Source organism: Paludibacterium purpuratum, from assembly GCF_004363805.1.
Lineage (GTDB): Bacteria > Pseudomonadota > Gammaproteobacteria > Burkholderiales > Chromobacteriaceae > Paludibacterium > Paludibacterium purpuratum.
This window is the reverse complement of record NZ_SNZP01000015.1, coordinates 74,622-90,408: the sequence shown is the minus strand read 5'-3', so window position 1 is coordinate 90,408 and position 15,787 is coordinate 74,622. Positions and strand designations below refer to the sequence as shown.

Genomic DNA, 15,787 nt, shown 5'->3' with positions numbered 1-15,787 from the left:
GTCACATCGCCCCGGCCCGACGGCGCGCTTGTTGTAGGCGCCGATCGGCATCGACCAGCGCCAACGCCACATCGAAGCCAGGATAGCCGACCATGGCCCCGCCGCAACTGACTGTCACGGCCCGGCCGGAAAACGGCCGCTCCTGAATCGCGGCGCGCACCCGGCGCTGAATCCGGCCGAGCATCGGCTTGTCGCACGGGGAAATCAGCAATACGAACGACTCGGGCGAAAAACGCGTCACAATGCCGGCACCCTGCAGCACGCGTCGCAGCCGGCTGGCCACCTCGGCGACCAACACCGGCTCGTCGGCCGACAATCCCTCCACCGACAACATCAACAAAGCGAACGGCAGCTCATGCTGGCGAGCATGAGCTGCTTCGGCCTGCAACAACGCCTCGAAACCGGCCCGGTTCCAGCAGCCGCTGGCGGCATCCAACAGCGAGGGCCGCTGACTGCAGGACATCAGGCCGCCCTCGCTCGGGTGCGCCTGCGCCATGCGGTCTTGCAGCAAGGTTTCCTCCACCGCGCGCGCCAGGTCGAGCAAGGTGGTGAGCTGGTTGGCGTCCAAGGTACGCGGTTGGGTGTCCATAACGCATAACGTTCCCACCTTGAAACCGAAGGCCAGCCGCAACGGCACGCCGGCATAGAAACGCACGTCCGGCACGCCGCCCACCAGGGGATAATCGTGAAACCGGTGATCCAGCAGGATATCGGGCACCACCAGTGCATCATCGAGCAAGATGGCGTGTGCGCAGATGGACAGGGGGCGAGGGGTTTCCGACCAGGCGCAGCCGACGCGCGACTTGAACCACTGCTGTTCGCGCCCCACGAGCGAGATCAACGCGATCGGCATCGACAATGCCTGTGCCGCCACACGGGTCAGCCGGTCAAAGCGCTCTTCGGCCGGGGTGTACAGCAGATCGAAGGAATCGAGTGCGGCAAGCCGTAACGACTCATTCTCGGGGACGGGGGCTGGCAGCATAGCAAACCTGATTGAAAAGCCGGACACGGCCGGCAAAAGCACTCACAACACGGTCGATCGGCCGCCTCCCCCCTCCGCGCGGCATCGCAACCTATTCTCCGGTATCGGCGATTGTCGCCACGAATGCAAGCCGCTCGGCCTTTTGCCACGGCGATATATGTACATTCCATTACATATCAACACATTCGCCCAACAGACGCTACTCAGGCCGTTTCCGATAATTCATTCAAATCAAAGCCGATTCTTGGCATAAAAACCTGTCCCGTCGACAGCGCGCGGGCCAACTGGCCTCGCAAACGACTAAAGGCAGGTTCACCGCACCCATCGATGGGTGCCACCGTAGAGACAAATGCCGGCAAGACGATAACCCACTTGCCAGCAGAAGACAGGACCCGACCGTGAAGAGACTGATTACGGCGGCATTGCTGATTGTGCTGGGAGCGGCGCAGGCCATGCCCGTGCCGAAGCCAACCGCCACCAACAACGCCAGCGCCGTGGTTCAGAGCACCGCATCGGGCCGCGCTGTGCCCGATATGGACATGGACGACGACGAGGCCGCCCCGCCGGTGCACATCCACCGCGCGGAATCCTCCAGCAAGAAGCCCGCTAAGAAGATCGCCATCAAGAAGACGGACGCATCCGGCAAGAAAAGCGTGGCGCCGATCCATCGCATCAAGCGCTTCCTCACGCCCGCATCTGAATAATTTTTATTCCATAAAAGAATAAAAAAATAGAAAAAAGCCATTTTGTTGGAATAAGTAATTTGCATTAGACTCTCCGTCATACCCACCGCACGGAGATGCCGATGCCTCGCCCCACCCTACGCTGGGCCCATGCCCTGCCGCTGGCCCTGAGTCTGAGCGGTGCTTACGCCGACGTCACGCTACTGAACGTGTCCTACGATCCGACGCGCGAGTTCTATCAAAGTTACAACAAGGCATTCGCCGATTACTGGAAAAAGACCGGCGGTCAAGCCGTCACCGTGCGCCAATCGCATGGCGGTTCCGCCAAACAGGCGCGCGCCATCCTGGACGGTATTGGCGCCGACGTCGCCACGCTGGCACTCGGCTACGACATCGACACCCTGGCGGATCGAGGACTACTGGCCCAAAACTGGCAAGTGCGGCTGCCCAACAACAGCTCGCCCTACACCTCGACCATCGTCTTCCTGGTGCGCAAGGGCAATCCCAAGCACATCCGCGACTGGAACGACCTGATCCGACCCGGCATCCAGGTCATCACCCCCAACCCGAAAACGTCCGGCGGTGCGCGCTGGAACTATCTGGCGGCCTGGGGCTACGCGCTGCACCACAACAAAGGCAACGAGTCCGCCGCCAAGAACTTCGTCAAGGCGCTCTACAAGAACGTGCCGATCCTGGATGCCGGCGCGCGCGGCGCCACCATCAGCTTCGTCGAGCGCGGCCAGGGCGACGTATTGCTGGCCTGGGAGAATGAGGCGCTGCTATCGATCAAGGAACTCGGACCGGACAAAGTGCAGATCGTGACACCGTCGGAAAGCATTCTGGCCGAACCGCCGGTGGCGGTGGTCGACAAGAACGTCGACGCCCACGGCACGCGCAAGGTCGCCGAAGCCTATCTGAAATATCTGTATTCGCCGCAAGGCCAAACGCTGGCGGCCGCACATTACTATCGGCCGCAGGACAGCAAGATCGCCGCAGCGTACCGCGCCCAGTTCCCGCAACTGAAGCTGTTCACCTTCAAGGAGACTTTCGGCGATTGGCGCAAGACCCAAGCGAAGCATTTCAACGATGGCGGCATTTTCGACCAAATCCAGGGGCAGTAAACCGGGAGGATGCGCGATGAGAGCACTGATTGTCGGCGGCGATACCGTGGAGACCGTGCGGCGCCAACTGGCGCTACGCGGCTACGATCAAGTCGAGCACTGGGAAGGGCGCAAGACCGGCGACTGCCGTCGCACCTTCCCGCTCCATGTGGATCTGATCGTCGTCATGCTGGGTTACGTCAATCACAACCTGTGCAAGCGGGTACGCCAGGAGGCCGGCCGGCAGGATTGGCCGGTGGAATACTTCGGCCGCAAGGCCGGTGCGCAATGGCGAAAGACGACGACATGGGCGACGACCGATTGAGCTTCTTTATCCGCCAAGTCCAGTCGCACTACTTCAGCCACTTTCCCATCGTGGCCGACGCCGATGGCGGCTACGCCGGCCTGTTTCTCAAGCATCGGGTCGAAACCGAATTGCGCCGGCCGCGGCCGGATATGTGGCTGGCGCACACGCGTTACCGCGCGCCGACCGGTCAGGCAGTGAGGGAAGACACGGTCATCGCCCTGTGCCGTGCCAGCGAAACCGCCGTGGTGCTCGACCGTTTCGCCCGCTCGGTGCACCTGCTCAACCTGCTAAGCCGCGCCCGGCCGGCGCAAACCATCTACCTACCGGTCAGCCGCGCGCTGATCGACGGCGTGCCCGAGGGCCACGGCACGGTCTTTCGCGATATTGTCGAACGCTTGGCGCTGCCTTGCCGCATCGGCATCATGCTACCCGCTACGCTTGCGGCCGAGCCCGAACGACTCGCGCGCATCGCCGCCAGCTACCGGGACAACGGCTTCGTCACCGCACTCGACGACATTGACGGGCCGCGTCGGCTAGACCCGCCGCAGGTCGCGTAACGCCGGTCAAGCCAACGGAAAGGCCGTCAACCAATCGCCGACCGCCACCGCGGTCGCCGGCGGCACCTCCAACAGACAATCCGCCTCGGCGCAGGCGCTCAACATGGCCGAGCCCTGGCCAAAAAGCGGTGTCGCCTCGGGCAAACCATCGGCGCCGATGCCGAGACGGGCACGCAGAAACTCCCGTCGCGCCTCGCCGCCTGCGCGGGCAAAGGCGGCGCGGACGCGCAGGCTCGCCGGGCGCGCAGGCGACACCCCGCTCAGGCAACGCAAGGCCGGCGCCACCAGCAGGTGAAAGGTGACAAAGGTCGCCACCGGATTACCTGGCAACATGAATACATGCGCCGCGCCGGCCCGACCCCAAGCGAACGGCTTGCCGGGTTTGATGGCCAGTTTCCAGGCATCGAGCTGGCCGATGGCGCATAACGCCGCCTTGAGATGATCTTCCTCGCCAACCGACGCGCCGCCACTGGTCAGAATCACGTCCACCCCGTCGGCCACCTCGGCCAGCCGCGCACGTGTCTCGGCCAAGCTGTCCGGCAGTATGCCGCCATCGACCACCTCGACCGGCCAGGCGGCGAGCCAGGCCAACAACTGATAGCGATTGGCATCGTAAATCTTGCCCTGCGCCAGCGCGTCACCCGGCTCGCACAATTCATTGCCGCTGGAGAACACCGCCACACGCAGCCGACGGCGCACCGGCAGCGCGACATAGCCCTGGCTTGCGGCCAACGCAATGGCAGCGGGACCAAGCCGGCTGCCAGCAGCCAACAACGCCGCCCCAGCGGCAAACTCTTCCGCCTGGCGACGAATATTGCGTCCTACCGGCAACGGGGCTTCAAGCTGTAGCTGTCCGCCTTCGAGCCGTGCATACTCCTGCGGCACCACGGCAGTCGCACCGGGGGGTAGCGGTGCGCCGGTAAAAATCCGTAGCGCCTCGCCCGCTTGCAGGGCTGCCGCCGGTGTGTCGCCCGCGGCGGTGCGCCCGACCAGCGCGAAGCGCGTCAAGGTGCCGGCCGGATCGGCCAGCGCGTAGCCATCCATGGCGCTATTGTCGAAGGCCGGCGTATCGAGCCTAGCCGACAGCGGCTCGGCCAACACCCGGCCCGTTGCCGCCGCTAGCGGCAAGGTTTCGCTGTCGGCCAGCGGCGGCAGCGCTTGTGCCAGCGCGTCGAGCGCCTGGTAGTAATCCATCATTATCAAGCTCCGGAATCGCGCACCGTGGCGGCGCGCAACAAAAGATCCAGCCGCTGCAGGCTGTCGGGATCGTTGGCGTTGGCGAAAGCCGTCGAGGCGTCGAAGGGCACGGCCGCACCGCCACAGGCGGCAAGCCAGCCGCGCAAGCTGCGCCCTCCTTGGCGTAGATAGTCCGGCAAGCCAGACAACGCAGCACGCCGCAGCAGCAGCATCACCGGTTCCGGACCGTCGGACGTCTGCGGGTAGCAGGCGGCGCAATCGGCGTGGCACGCCAGAAACGCGTAGAGCCTGGCCACCAGATCGGTTGGCAGCAACGGTGTGTCACAAGGGGCCAGTTGGACAAAATCCACGGAGGGAGGCAAATGCGGCGCCAGGGTCGCCAAACCGGCCAACGGTCCCATATCGGTCCAACACGCGTCATCCGGCAGTACCGGCAACCCCAGGCTGCGGTAGCGTTCGAGCGAGCGGTTGGCGCTGAGCCAAAGCGGCCCGACCTGCGGCGCGAGCCGATCCAACACATGCTCTACCAGCGCGCGACCCGCCAACAGCTGCCAGCCCTTGTCGACGCCGCCCATGCGGCGCCCGGCGCCGCCGGCCAACAACAGGCCGGCCACAGCCGCGCGCTCAGGACCAACGCAGACAGGCATCGTCATCGGTCGCCTTGGCCTCCACCCAGTGCTGACTACCGTCGACGAAGCATTCGCGCTTCCAGAACGGCGCCTGGGTTTTCAGGTAATCCATTAGAAATTCGGCGGCACAGAAGGCCGCCTGGCGGTGAGAGGAGGCCATCAAGACCAACACGATGCCCTCGCCTGGCAGCAGATGACCGACACGGTGCACCACCCGGCAAGCCAATAGCGGCCAGCGCGCCGCCGCCTCGCCGGCGATACGGGCGATCTCGCTTTCGGTCACGCCGGGATAGTGTTCGAGAAACAGCGAGGCCAACGCCACCGGGCCATCCTGGCCGCGCACGCGCCCGACGAAGGCGACGACCGCGCCGGCGTCGCCGGCCTCGGCCGCGAGCCGAGCCTCTTCCACAGCCAGATCGAAGGCCGCTTGCGTCACGCTGATCGACAATTGCATAGTCAACCCCCGGTCACCGGCGGCAGAATCCCCACTTCGGCATCGGCGGGAATCTCAGCGTCGCCGCGCACGATGGCTTGGTTCACCACCAAACGGAATACTTGGCCCGGTGCCAGCCCCTGCTCCCAATCGCCGCCGCGCGCGCGCAGCAGCGTCAACAGGTCGCGAGTCGTACCACCTGGCCAGTCGAGCCGTTCCTGCTCCAGCCCCAGCTTATCCTTGAGCACGCCGAAATAGCGTACGAGTATCATATTGGCTTCCTTCAGCACGAGGCCCGTGTCCAGGCGACGATAAAGTCCGCCACGGCCTCGATATCGTTCAAATCCAGCACCGGCCGATCGGCCGCCAGCGGCTCGTCGCAAGCTACCGCGACGATGTCCGGGTCGTCCCGATAGCGCGGCGGCTTGCCGACGCTCGGGCGATAGACTTCCAGCTTCGGCAGCGCGAGCTGTTTCTGCCCTTCCAGCAGCACCAGATCGACGGCGCTCAAATGCGACAATTGCTCCGCCAACGACGGTTCCTCGGTGACGTCGGCGAACACGCCCCAGCCGGCAGGCGACAACACCATCACTTCGCTGGCGCCGGCCTGCCGCATGCGGTGGCTATCCTTGCCGGGCACATCGAGCGCCAGCGCATGGTGGCAATGTTTGATGACCGACACACGCAGACCGCGCGCTTTGAGTCGGGGCAATAATTGTTCGATCAGGGTGGTCTTGCCGCTGCCGGACCAACCGATCACACCCAGGGTTTTTTGCATATGGTAATGTTAACCCGATTTTATATTTAACAGGCCCATTCATTCATGTCTTCGCTCACCCATTTCGACGACGCAGGCCAGGCACACATGGTCGATGTCGGCGCAAAAGCGGAAACCCGCCGCAGCGCCACTGCCACCGGATTCATCACCATGCAACCGGACACATTGCGACTGGTTCTGGACGGCCGCGCCGGCAAGGGGGATGTCATCGGTGTGGCGCGCCTGGCGGCGATCCAGGGCAGCAAACACACCGCACAACTGATCCCGTTATGCCATCCGCTGGCGCTGACCCATGTCGCCGCCGACTTCAGCGTGGACGAGACGAACGCGCGCGTGACGCTGCAAGTCACCGCCGAAACCCTCGGCCGCACCGGCGTGGAAATGGAAGCGCTCACCGCCGTCATGGCAGGCCTGTTGACGGTCTACGACATGCTCAAGGCCGTCGACCGCGGCATGCGCATCGACGGCGTACGCTTATTGGAGAAGCAGGGCGGGAAAAGCGGGCATTGGCGCGCCGAGCAGTAAACCCCGGCAGAGGCGGCATCACTGCCCTCCGGCCAGTCCTAGGACTTTCCTTCATGGCAAAACCAGATGACCCTGCATTCGCTCACTCTCACGGGTTTCCGTTCCATTCGGAACTTGCACCTGGAACTGGAACCCCTCAACGTCATCGTTGGCGCAAACGGTTGCGGAAAATCCAATCTGTATAAAGCGGTTCGTCTGCTGCACGAAGCCGCCTGCGGGCGGCTATCCATCGCACTGGCGGAAGAAGGCGGCATGCAAAACGCCATCTGGGCCGGAGCGCCACGCAAAGGACAGGGCAAAACCGCGCCCAAACGCATCATCCTGGCGACACGCAGCGACGAATTCGATTACGAACTGCAACTCAGTTATCCAACACCAGGGATCAGCCTGTTTTCGCTAGACCCGCTGGTCAAGGAGGAAAGCCTATGGTTGGCCGGACAGGGCCGCCGTCCTTCCGCCTTGTTACTGGAGCGGCGCAATCAGGCGGCGTTTCTGCTGTCGGTCGAGGGGGAACGCGTCACTTATCCCGGCAGCCTTTACGAAGAGGAATCGCTATTTGGCCAACTCGCGGAGCCGCATCGGTATCCGGAAATCTCTCAGTTACGCGAGTCCATGCGGCGCTGGCGCTTCTATCACGAGTTCGCCGTCTGGCCCGGTTCGCCGCTACGCGCACCACAAGTGGGTATCCGCTCCCCGATTCTGGCGCACGATGGTGCCAACCTCGCGGCGGCCTTTCAGACCATCCAGGAAATCGGCGACGACGAAATACTGAACAGTGTGCTATCCGACGCCTTCCCGGACTGCACCTTCAGTGTAGAAGTACAGCCTAGCGGTCGCTTCCAGATGCTGATGCACCGCAACGGCCTGTACCGTCCATTGCAGGCGGCAGAACTCTCCGACGGCACGCTGCGCTTTTTGTGCTTGGCGGTCGCACTGCTTAGCCCACGCCCTCCCGGCTTCATGGCACTGAACGAACCCGAAAACAGTCTACACCCCGACCTATTCCCGGCGCTGGCGCGGCTGATCGCCGAAGCCAGCCGCTACAGCCAGCTCTGGGTGACGAGCCACTCGCCCCGACTAGCACAACTGATCGCACGACATCGCCCAGTCAAATTGTTTGCACTCGCCATACAAGACGGTGAAACACAGGTACAGGAAACCTCGTCATGAGGCGCCGTTGTGCTAACGGCCGACTAAGGCCTTTCCCAGAGGCGGAGGGCCCAGCCCTCCGACCGATGCCGCCGCCAATCCGACGGCCGCTCCCAGCGCGCGCCATGTCACCGTACTAGCCAATCCAATACGTTCGGCGTATCGTTATGTACTTTAATACATAACGCCATCATGCCGCGCTCAACACACCCCCAACCCGACCCTCGCCGTAAGCGCCTGGCGCTATTGTCGGCGGTACGCGCCACCGGCTCGATCAGCGCCGCCGCACGTCAAGTCGGGCTGAGCTACAAGGGCGCCTGGCAGATCCTCGACGCCATGAACCGCGCCAGTCGCGAGCCACTGTTCACCCGAGTCAGCGGCGGCACCGGCGGGGGCGGTACGGTTTTGACGACGCGAGGCGAGGCGGTGCTGGCGGCGGATGCCCTGCTAGAGCGCCTATCGAGCATGCTGGACGAAACGCTGGACGGCCGGCACGAAGGCGCACTGTTGGCGCGCTTGGGACTGCAGACTTCGGCCCGCAATCAATTCCTCGGCCGTGTGGCAGCGCTGGCCGTCGGCGCGGTCAACGACCTGGCCACCGTCGAACTCGCTCATGGCGCGGCACTGCAAGTCAGCGTCACACGCGACAGCAGTCGCCGGATGAAGCTGGCGCCGGGCACCGAAGTACTGGCCTTTTTCAAAGCCGGCGCCGTCTTACTGGCGCACCCCGAAGCGGCGCCGCATATCGCATTGCCCAACTGCCTGTGCGGCCGCATCGGGCAGATTCATCCCGGCACGGTCAACAGCGAAGTGACGCTCGATCTGCCGCACGGCATGACGCTGCACGCCATGCTGGACACCGTCACCCTGAACCGGCTGGCTTTAGAAGCGGGCTCGCCTGCTTGCGCGTTGATCAGCCCAACCGACATCCTTTTGGCCTCCTTGGCCTGACACTAGGACACCACCATGAAAAAGACGCTGCTCTGTACCCTACTCGCCCTGCTGCCCCTGGTCGCCTCGGCATCTCCAGTCAAGGTGGCGGTGGCCGCCAATATGCAATATGCCTTCGAGGACATCGCCAAAGCCTTTACCCACGACACCGGCGTCGCGGTGCAACCGTCTTATTCGTCGTCCGGCAAGTTCGCCACGCAGGTGATGGCCGGCGCGCCGTTCGAGTTGTTCCTGTCCGCCGATAACACCTTCCCGCAAAAACTGCAGGCCGCCGGTTTCGCGGCGAACGCACCTAAAACCTACGCGATCGGCACGCTGGTGCTGTGGTCGCTCGATAGCGGCTTTGACGGCAAGAACTGGCATTCGTGGCTGAAAACCGCTTCCGGCAAGGTAGCGGTCGCCAATCCGCAAACCGCGCCCTACGGCACGGAAGCCATGCATGCGCTGAATTACTACCATCTGCGCGATAGCGTGCTACCCAGATTGGTCACCGGCGACAGCATCGGCCAGACGGCGCAATTCGTCGCCAGCGGCGCGGCGCAGGCCGGTTTCGTCGCAAAATCGCAGGTGGTGTCGGCCCAGATGAAGGGCCAGGGGCATTGGGTCGAGCTACCGCAGGAAAGCCACGACCCGATCGTCCAGGACATGGTGCTGCTCAAGCCATCGACAGCCAATCCGGACGCCAAGCGGTTGTTCGACTATCTGCAAAGCCCGGCGGCACGCGCCATCTTGCAAAGCTACGGCTACCGCCTGCCATGAACCGCTTGCCCGCCACCGTCACCGCGCTGCGCCAGTCCGACGGCATCTTGCTACTGGAGGCCGAGGTCGGCGCACAGCGCTGCACGGCCTTGATGTTGGGCGATAGCCAGGCACCCGACTGGCAGCCCGGCGCGCACGTGACGCTGGCGTTTCGCGAAATCGACGTGGCGCTGGCCTATGCGCTTTCCGGCCAGTTGAGCATCCGCAACCTGCTACCGTGCACGGTCGACAAGATCACTCACGGCGAGTTGCTGAGCCGGGTCGGTTTGACATTCGACGGCCACCCCTTGCAAGCGGTGATCACCCGCGGTTCGGCCGAGCGCTTGGCGCTCAAGCCCGGTGTCGCGGTGCTGGCTTTGATCAAAGCCAACGACATGCAACTGCTGCAAGGAGAGGCGTCGTGATACCCGATCTCGCACCACTCTGGCTCAGCGCCCGCCTGGCGCTCTTGACCACGCTGATCTTGCTCGTGGTCGGCGTGCCGCTGGCCGGCTGGCTGGCGCACCGCCGCTCGCCGCTCAAGCCATTGGTGGAAACCCTGGTTTCGATGCCGCTGGTTCTACCGCCGTCCGTGCTGGGTTTCTATCTGTTGCTGTTCTTGTCGCCCACCGGCAGCCTCGGCGGCTGGTTGCGCGAGACGCTCGGGCTGCAACTGGTGTTTTCGTTTCCCGGGCTGGTGCTCGGCTCGGTATTGTTCAGCCTGCCGTTCATGGTGCAACCGGTCGCGGCGGCGCTGGCGGCGCAACCGGCCAGTCTGCGCGAAGCCGCCTGGACATTGGGCCGCTCGCGACTCGGCACCTTCGTCGCCGTCGAACTGCCGGGAGTGCGCGCGGCGCTGGCGGCCGGTGCGGTGATGAGTTTTGCACACACGGTCGGTGAATTCGGTTTGGTGCTGATGATCGGCGGCAACATCCCAGGCGTCACCCAGGTGGCGTCGATCGCGGTCTACCAGCAAGTGGAGCAGATGAACTACCCCGCCGCCCACGTCTACGCCGGCATCCTATGCGGCTTCGCCTTCTCCGTGGTACTGCTGGTCAATTTGCTACGCCGCTACGCCGACCGGCATGGAGCCAACCCATGATCCGTTTCGCCTTCGACCACCGCGCCGAATCCGGCGCCTTCCGGCTACAGGCCGAAGGTAGTCTGCCGCTAGGCAAAACCACCGCCGTGTTCGGACCCTCCGGCGCCGGCAAGACCACTTTGCTGCGGCTCTTCGCCGGCCTAGAGCAGCCTCGCCGGGGGCGACTCGCCTTCGGCGACGAAATCTGGCTCGACGGCCGGCGACAAGTGCCGGTACAACGCCGTGGCATCGGCATGGTATTCCAGGACTTCGCCCTCTTCCCGCAACGTTCGGTGCGCGATAACGTCGCCTTCGGCGCTGGCCGCAACGGCGGACCGCTGGTGGAAGAATTGCTGGTATTGACCGGCCTCGAACCCTATGCACACCAACGCCCGGCCACTTTGTCGGGCGGGCAACGTCAACGCGTGGCATTGGCGCGCGCGCTGGCCTGCCGGCCTCGACTATTGCTGCTCGACGAGCCCTTGTCGTCGCTGGAACAAGCCTTACGGCACGAACTGCGGCAAATGTTGCGCGAGATGCAGACGCGCTTCGGTTTCACCATGGTGCTGGTCAGCCACGACCTGGCCGAAGTCTTCAGCCTGGCCGACCATGTTCTGCAGTTCGCCCAAGGACGCGTCACCGCCGCCGGCACCCCGGCCGAGCTGTTCTTGAACGCCCCCGGCGACCGCAGCCGCTGCCAATTGCACGCCACGGTCTTGGCGCTTCAGCCTGCCGACGTGCTGTGGCGGGTCAGCGTGCAGGTGGGGCAGGAAATGGTGGATGTCCTGGTCGATGCGGCCGAGGCGCGCGACCTGACGGCGGGACAGCGTGTAGTGCTGTCGGCCGGCGCGCTTAGCCTGTGGCCAGCAGCCGAGGAATAACCGGCAAAAAAAGGCAGGGCCTCCGTCTGACGGGACCCTGCAAATCGACTCCGTTCTGCGATGACACTTCACAACGCGGCGCGCCTCACTCGCGCCGATTACCCCTTGACCCCGCCGCTGCTCAGGCCGTTGACCATCCAGCGCTGCGCCACCACGAACAGCAAGGTGATCGGCAGGCCCGACAAGATGGCGGCGGCAGCGAAGTCGCCCCAGAGATAATTCTGCTCGTACAAATAAAGTTTCGAACCGACGGCCAGGGTCAGGTTTTGTTCCTGGTGCAGCAGGATGGAGGCCACCGGATATTCGATGATGGCGCCGATAAAGGCCAGCAAGAACACCACGCACAGAATCGGCAGCGCCATCGGCAACAGCACGTGCCAGAAAGCCTGGAAGTGACTGGCGCCGTCGACAATGGCGGCCTCTTCCATCTCGGCCGGAATGGTGTCGAAGTAGCCCTTGATAGTCCAGATATGCAGCGCAATACCGCCGGCGTAGGCCAGGATCACGCTGCCGTGACTGTCGATACCGAGCCATGGCACATAGTTGCCGATCTCGTCGAAAATGGCGTAGATGGCGATCAGCGACAGCACGGCCGGAAACATCTGCACCAGTAGAAGCGCCGACAGGCCAAGCTCTTTACCGCGGAATTTCAGCCGGGCGAAGGCATAGGCGCTGGTGGTGGACAGCAACAGCACCACGCTGGCGGTGATCAGCGCGATCTTGACCGAGTTCCACAGCCAGTGCAGCACGGGAAACGGCGGTGCGATCAGCCGGCCGCTGGCGTCGGTATAGGAAAAGCCGAGCGCCAGTTTCCAGTGTTCGAAGCTGATGGTGTCGGGAATCAGGCTGCCGGAGGCGAAGTTGCCCGGTCGCAACGAGATCGAGACGATCATCAAGAAGGGAAACATCGTCAACAGCAAGAAGGCGATCAGGCCGGCGTGCGCCGCCAGGATTTTGCCGAGATGCGATTTATCTTGAACCATGGCCATGGTCGGCTCCTTATCGTTTGTCCTGGGCGTTGACCCGCATCAGTTTGAGATTGACGACCGACAGCAGTGCCACCAACAGGAAGATCAAGGTCGAGATAGCCGCCGCCAAGCCGAAGTTCTGCCCGGAGTCCTGAAAGGCGATGCGATAGGTGTACGACACCAGAATGTCGGTGGTACCGGCCGGCACCAGGCTATCGGTAAAGTCGGGACGGCCGTCGGTCAACAGCGAGATCAACACGAAATTATTGAAGTTGAAGGCAAACGAAGCAATCAACAGCGGCATGATCGGCTTGAGGATCAGCGGCAGCGTGATGCGGGTCAGGTTCTGCCAAGCGGTGGCGCCGGCGATGGCCGAGGCTTCGTACAGGTCGCTCGGGATCGATTTGATCAGTCCCAGGCACAGCAACATCATGTACGGATAGCCGAGCCAACTATTGACGATCAGCAGCATGCTCTTGGCGAGCAATGGGTCGGAGAACCAGTTGGGGCGGATGCCGAACAGCGCATGCAGCACCATATTGATTTCACCGAAGTTCTCGTTGAACAGCCCGCGGAAAATCAGAATCGAGATAAAGCCCGGCACGGCATAGGGCAGAAACAGCAGCACCCGGTAGGTCGTGCGCATGCGCAACGCCTCCCAGCTGAGTACGGTGGCCAAGGCGAAACCGATGCAGAAGGTGATCAACACCGTCAGACCGGCGAACAGCACCGTCCAAGCAAACACCCTCATCAGCGGCGCCTGCAGTTCGGCGCTGCCGAACAGACGGACGAAGTTCTTCCAACCGACATCGACGCGGAACCCCGGCTGCACATTGGCCCCGGCCGCGGTTTGATAAAACCCGGTCTGGAAATTCGGCCGCAGCACGTCACCCGTCTGCAGATTTTTCAGGCTGCCGTCGGTATTGCGCCGATAGAGCGGCGCGGCGGGCGCGAAGCTGGTCAGCGAATTCAGCCGGTAGGGCGTGGCGAGTCCGGGCACATTGAGCGTCAGAGAACGCAATGCCGGCTGCAGCGCGATCAGATCGCGCAACGGCACTTGCTCGCCCGCCGCCGGGTCGCCGCCTGCGGTCAGGCTCAAGGTTTGCGGCTTATCGGCGGCAAGCGCGATGGCGGCACTATGCCAGGCGCCCCCCTCCTCGTTCTGCAACACCAGCTCGAAACGCTGCCCCCGGTGCAACAGCTGCAGCTTGAGCGGATCGCCGCCGCTGGTACAGGTCTGATCCATCAGATAGGCGGTGGCGCGCTCGAAGCTCAGCAGATTGCTGGAGCTGTAATTGGTAAAGCCGATGCGCATGGTGTAGAGCGCGGGGAAAACGATGAACACCAGAATCGCGACAATGCCCGGATACAGATAACGCCAGGCATAAGCGCGCTGCCAACTGAACAGCGCCGCGGAGGCGGCCAGAAACGCCAGGCCGCCCGAGGCCAACCACGGATGGCCGGCGCGATAGATGCCGAACACCAGCCACAACGCCAACAACGTCAGCACCACGCCCGCCGTTTTTCCGATACGGCGCCAATCAATCGCGTACATTTCTTTCTCCGTGAGTCATCTCCAGGCGCCGGCAAAGAGCCGGCGCCCTTACCCGCATCAGTTACCGAGGATGCGTTGCTGCGCGGCGTCCAGGCCGGGCTTGACCGCCTGACGACCGGTGGTGACGTTTTGCAGCGTGGAGGCCATGGTCGACCAGAACTTGCCCATTTCCGGATTGTTCGGCATCGGCGCCCCGCTCTTGGCGCTTTGCATGGTGGCTTGGATGTTCGGGTCGCTCTTCAACTGGTTGTAGAACGCCTTATTGGCCGGCACGCCGAGCGCCACGTCGTTATTGATGGTCTTCAGGCCTTGCGGGGTCAGCATGTGGTTTTCGATGAACTCGACCGCCAGTTCCTTGTTCTTGCTCGACGAGTTGATCATGGCACCCAGCACGCCGACGAACGGCGCGGCGGACTTGCCGCCCACCTTCGGGATCGGCGCCACGCCGAAGTTGATGTGGCTCTTCTTCAGGTTATCCCATGCCCAGGGGCCGGTGATCATCATGGCGATCTTGCCCTTGTTCACCCCGGCTTCCATGTCGGAGTAAGAGGCGCTCTTAGGCATCGCACCGCTATTGATCAACTTCATCAGCGTATTGACGCCGGCCACCGCGCCGGCATTGTTCACGCCGACGTTTTTCGGATCATAGGTGCCGTCGGCACGCTGCTTGAACGGATAGCCACCGCCAGCCGCCAACAGCGGCCAGGTGAAATAGGTATTGGTGAAATCCCACAGGATGGCTTTCTTGCCGCTGGCCGACAATTTCTTGTCCAGTGCGATCACGTCGTCGAAGCTCTTCGGCGGCGTCGGTACCAGGTCTTTGTTGTAGACCAGCGCCACCGCCTCCAGCGCGATCGGATAACCCCAGACCTTGCCGCCGCTGCTAAAGGCGCGCCAGCCCAGTTCGTCGTTTTCGGCGCGAATCTTTTTGCTCGGCGTCACCGGCGACAACAGGCCGGCGCTCGACCACTCGCCCATACGATCGTGCGGCCAGATGAAGATGTCCGGCCCCTTGCCGGCGGCGGCGGCCTGCTGGAATTTGCCGGCGGCGTCTTCCGGATGCTCGACGACGACTTGGATGCCGGTCTGCTTGGCGAATTCGTCGCCGACTTGCTGCAGACCGCGATAGCCTTTATCGCCATTGATCCAGATCAGCAGCTTGCCGCTATCGGCATAGGCCAATGGTGCGGTCAGGGCGCCGGCGCTCAACAGGGCCAGGGTCATCAGTGTTACTTTGCCAAAATGGCGGCGCGTGATGCTCATGCTTATGTCT

Annotated in this window: 20 protein-coding genes; 11 read left to right on the top strand and 9 right to left on the bottom strand. The window is 63.3% G+C overall.

Features of this window, described 5'->3' with window-relative positions; translation table 11 throughout:
- Position 1: 1 nt before the first annotated feature.
- A complete protein-coding gene (locus tag DFP86_RS19375) occupies positions 2–982 on the bottom strand; it encodes a diguanylate cyclase domain-containing protein (RefSeq protein ID WP_166642314.1) in 981 nt (326 codons plus the stop codon).
- 398 nt (positions 983–1,380) lie between these two features.
- On the opposite strand from DFP86_RS19375, the gene DFP86_RS16655 reads away from it, so the two are divergent.
- The 4 genes from DFP86_RS16655 to DFP86_RS16640 all read left to right on the top strand — a co-directional run bounded on the left by DFP86_RS16655 (position 1,381) and on the right by DFP86_RS16640 (position 3,629).
- Entirely contained in the window at positions 1,381–1,686 is a 306-nt protein-coding gene (locus tag DFP86_RS16655) for a hypothetical protein (RefSeq protein ID WP_133683345.1), read from the top strand.
- 101 nt (positions 1,687–1,787) lie between these two features.
- Complete coding sequence (locus tag DFP86_RS16650) at positions 1,788–2,786, top strand: sulfate ABC transporter substrate-binding protein (protein ID WP_133683344.1); 999 nt, start codon at positions 1,788–1,790, stop codon at positions 2,784–2,786.
- 16 nt (positions 2,787–2,802) lie between these two features.
- Positions 2,803–3,090 carry a DUF2325 domain-containing protein gene (locus DFP86_RS16645; RefSeq protein WP_166642313.1) on the top strand — a complete coding sequence of 96 codons (288 nt, stop codon included), beginning with the start codon at positions 2,803–2,805 and terminating at the stop codon, positions 3,088–3,090.
- The gene (locus DFP86_RS16640; RefSeq protein WP_133683339.1) at positions 3,054–3,629 is read left to right on the top strand and encodes a hypothetical protein; all 576 of its coding nucleotides are present in this window, start codon (positions 3,054–3,056) and stop codon (positions 3,627–3,629) included. Before DFP86_RS16645 ends, DFP86_RS16640 begins: the two co-directional genes overlap by 37 nt.
- Positions 3,630–3,635: 6 nt before the next feature.
- Here DFP86_RS16640 and DFP86_RS16635 read toward each other — a convergent pair whose 3' ends face one another.
- Genes DFP86_RS16635 through mobB form a run of 5 tightly spaced genes read right to left on the bottom strand, consistent with a single transcriptional unit; the run spans position 3,636 to position 6,666 of the window.
- On the bottom strand, positions 3,636–4,826 hold the full coding sequence (locus DFP86_RS16635) for a molybdopterin molybdotransferase MoeA (protein WP_133683337.1): 1,191 nt from the start codon (positions 4,824–4,826) through the stop codon (positions 3,636–3,638).
- A 2-nt stretch (positions 4,827–4,828) separates the two neighbouring features.
- Positions 4,829–5,479: a molybdenum cofactor guanylyltransferase MobA gene (gene mobA, locus DFP86_RS16630; protein WP_133683336.1), complete on the bottom strand. Its 651-nt coding sequence runs from the start codon at positions 5,477–5,479 to the stop codon at positions 4,829–4,831.
- Positions 5,451–5,909: a molybdenum cofactor biosynthesis protein MoaE gene (locus DFP86_RS16625; RefSeq protein ID WP_208108373.1), complete on the bottom strand. Its 459-nt coding sequence runs from the start codon at positions 5,907–5,909 to the stop codon at positions 5,451–5,453. The genes mobA and DFP86_RS16625 overlap by 29 nt, the downstream gene beginning before the upstream one ends.
- 2 nt (positions 5,910–5,911) lie before the next feature.
- Positions 5,912–6,160, bottom strand: coding sequence for a MoaD/ThiS family protein (locus DFP86_RS16620; RefSeq protein ID WP_133683332.1), 249 nt, complete (start codon positions 6,158–6,160; stop codon positions 5,912–5,914).
- A gap of 11 nt (positions 6,161–6,171) precedes the next feature.
- Positions 6,172–6,666 carry a molybdopterin-guanine dinucleotide biosynthesis protein B gene (gene mobB, locus DFP86_RS16615; RefSeq protein ID WP_133683330.1) on the bottom strand — a complete coding sequence of 165 codons (495 nt, stop codon included), beginning with the start codon at positions 6,664–6,666 and terminating at the stop codon, positions 6,172–6,174.
- Positions 6,667–6,711: 45 nt separating this feature from the next.
- Between mobB and moaC the strand changes: the two genes are divergently transcribed.
- From moaC to DFP86_RS16580, 7 genes are all read left to right on the top strand, one after another.
- Positions 6,712–7,191: a cyclic pyranopterin monophosphate synthase MoaC gene (moaC, locus tag DFP86_RS16610; RefSeq protein ID WP_133683328.1), complete on the top strand. Its 480-nt coding sequence runs from the start codon at positions 6,712–6,714 to the stop codon at positions 7,189–7,191.
- Between the two features lie 66 nt (positions 7,192–7,257).
- Positions 7,258–8,361 carry an AAA family ATPase gene (locus DFP86_RS16605; RefSeq protein WP_133683327.1) on the top strand — a complete coding sequence of 368 codons (1,104 nt, stop codon included), beginning with the start codon at positions 7,258–7,260 and terminating at the stop codon, positions 8,359–8,361.
- Between the two features lie 171 nt (positions 8,362–8,532).
- Positions 8,533–9,291 (top strand): TOBE domain-containing protein, encoded by a 759-nt coding sequence (locus tag DFP86_RS16600; RefSeq protein ID WP_133683325.1) that lies wholly within the window; start codon positions 8,533–8,535, stop codon positions 9,289–9,291.
- A gap of 15 nt (positions 9,292–9,306) precedes the next feature.
- Positions 9,307–10,050 (top strand): molybdate ABC transporter substrate-binding protein, encoded by a 744-nt coding sequence (gene modA / locus DFP86_RS16595; protein WP_133683323.1) that lies wholly within the window; start codon positions 9,307–9,309, stop codon positions 10,048–10,050.
- On the top strand, positions 10,047–10,454 hold the full coding sequence (locus tag DFP86_RS16590; protein ID WP_133683321.1) for a TOBE domain-containing protein: 408 nt from the start codon (positions 10,047–10,049) through the stop codon (positions 10,452–10,454). Before modA ends, DFP86_RS16590 begins: the two co-directional genes overlap by 4 nt.
- A complete protein-coding gene (modB, locus tag DFP86_RS16585; RefSeq protein WP_208108372.1) occupies positions 10,451–11,131 on the top strand; it encodes a molybdate ABC transporter permease subunit in 681 nt (226 codons plus the stop codon). The genes DFP86_RS16590 and modB overlap by 4 nt, the downstream gene beginning before the upstream one ends.
- A complete protein-coding gene (locus tag DFP86_RS16580; protein WP_166642312.1) occupies positions 11,128–11,991 on the top strand; it encodes an ABC transporter ATP-binding protein in 864 nt (287 codons plus the stop codon). The genes modB and DFP86_RS16580 overlap by 4 nt, the downstream gene beginning before the upstream one ends.
- Before the next feature lie 98 nt (positions 11,992–12,089).
- On the opposite strand, the gene malG is transcribed toward DFP86_RS16580, so the two are convergent.
- Genes malG through malE form a run of 3 tightly spaced genes read right to left on the bottom strand, consistent with a single transcriptional unit; the run spans position 12,090 to position 15,777 of the window.
- The gene (malG, locus tag DFP86_RS16575; protein ID WP_133683317.1) at positions 12,090–12,980 is read right to left on the bottom strand and encodes a maltose ABC transporter permease MalG; all 891 of its coding nucleotides are present in this window, start codon (positions 12,978–12,980) and stop codon (positions 12,090–12,092) included.
- 10 nt (positions 12,981–12,990) lie between these two features.
- Complete coding sequence (gene malF / locus DFP86_RS16570; RefSeq protein ID WP_133683315.1) at positions 12,991–14,514, bottom strand: maltose ABC transporter permease MalF; 1,524 nt, start codon at positions 14,512–14,514, stop codon at positions 12,991–12,993.
- A 57-nt stretch (positions 14,515–14,571) separates the two neighbouring features.
- Positions 14,572–15,777, bottom strand: coding sequence for a maltose/maltodextrin ABC transporter substrate-binding protein MalE (malE, locus tag DFP86_RS16565; protein ID WP_133683313.1), 1,206 nt, complete (start codon positions 15,775–15,777; stop codon positions 14,572–14,574).
- Positions 15,778–15,787: the final 10 nt, after the last annotated feature.

Excerpts from the sequence above, each read along its gene's own strand:
- DFP86_RS16605 (WP_133683327.1), top strand. The coding sequence starts at position 7,258 with ATGACCCTGCATTCGCTCACTCTCACGGGTTTCCGTTCCATTCGGAAC.
- DFP86_RS16635 (WP_133683337.1), bottom strand. The coding sequence starts at position 4,826 with ATGATGGATTACTACCAGGCGCTCGACGCGCTGGCACAAGCGCTGCCG.
- DFP86_RS16580 (WP_166642312.1), top strand. The coding sequence starts at position 11,128 with ATGATCCGTTTCGCCTTCGACCACCGCGCCGAATCCGGCGCCTTCCGG.
- malF (WP_133683315.1), bottom strand. The coding sequence starts at position 14,514 with ATGTACGCGATTGATTGGCGCCGTATCGGAAAAACGGCGGGCGTGGTG.
- DFP86_RS19375 (WP_166642314.1), bottom strand. The coding sequence starts at position 982 with ATGCTGCCAGCCCCCGTCCCCGAGAATGAGTCGTTACGGCTTGCCGCA.
- mobB (WP_133683330.1), bottom strand. The coding sequence starts at position 6,666 with ATGCAAAAAACCCTGGGTGTGATCGGTTGGTCCGGCAGCGGCAAGACC.
- DFP86_RS16650 (WP_133683344.1), top strand. The coding sequence starts at position 1,788 with ATGCCTCGCCCCACCCTACGCTGGGCCCATGCCCTGCCGCTGGCCCTG.
- malE (WP_133683313.1), bottom strand. The coding sequence starts at position 15,777 with ATGAGCATCACGCGCCGCCATTTTGGCAAAGTAACACTGATGACCCTG.
- modA (WP_133683323.1), top strand. The coding sequence starts at position 9,307 with ATGAAAAAGACGCTGCTCTGTACCCTACTCGCCCTGCTGCCCCTGGTC.
- DFP86_RS16600 (WP_133683325.1), top strand. The coding sequence starts at position 8,533 with ATGCCGCGCTCAACACACCCCCAACCCGACCCTCGCCGTAAGCGCCTG.
- DFP86_RS16625 (WP_208108373.1), bottom strand. The coding sequence starts at position 5,909 with ATGCAATTGTCGATCAGCGTGACGCAAGCGGCCTTCGATCTGGCTGTG.
- moaC (WP_133683328.1), top strand. The coding sequence starts at position 6,712 with ATGTCTTCGCTCACCCATTTCGACGACGCAGGCCAGGCACACATGGTC.
- mobA (WP_133683336.1), bottom strand. The coding sequence starts at position 5,479 with ATGACGATGCCTGTCTGCGTTGGTCCTGAGCGCGCGGCTGTGGCCGGC.
- malG (WP_133683317.1), bottom strand. The coding sequence starts at position 12,980 with ATGGCCATGGTTCAAGATAAATCGCATCTCGGCAAAATCCTGGCGGCG.
- DFP86_RS16590 (WP_133683321.1), top strand. The coding sequence starts at position 10,047 with ATGAACCGCTTGCCCGCCACCGTCACCGCGCTGCGCCAGTCCGACGGC.
- DFP86_RS16640 (WP_133683339.1), top strand. The coding sequence starts at position 3,054 with ATGGCGAAAGACGACGACATGGGCGACGACCGATTGAGCTTCTTTATC.
- DFP86_RS16645 (WP_166642313.1), top strand. The coding sequence starts at position 2,803 with ATGAGAGCACTGATTGTCGGCGGCGATACCGTGGAGACCGTGCGGCGC.
- DFP86_RS16620 (WP_133683332.1), bottom strand. The coding sequence starts at position 6,160 with ATGATACTCGTACGCTATTTCGGCGTGCTCAAGGATAAGCTGGGGCTG.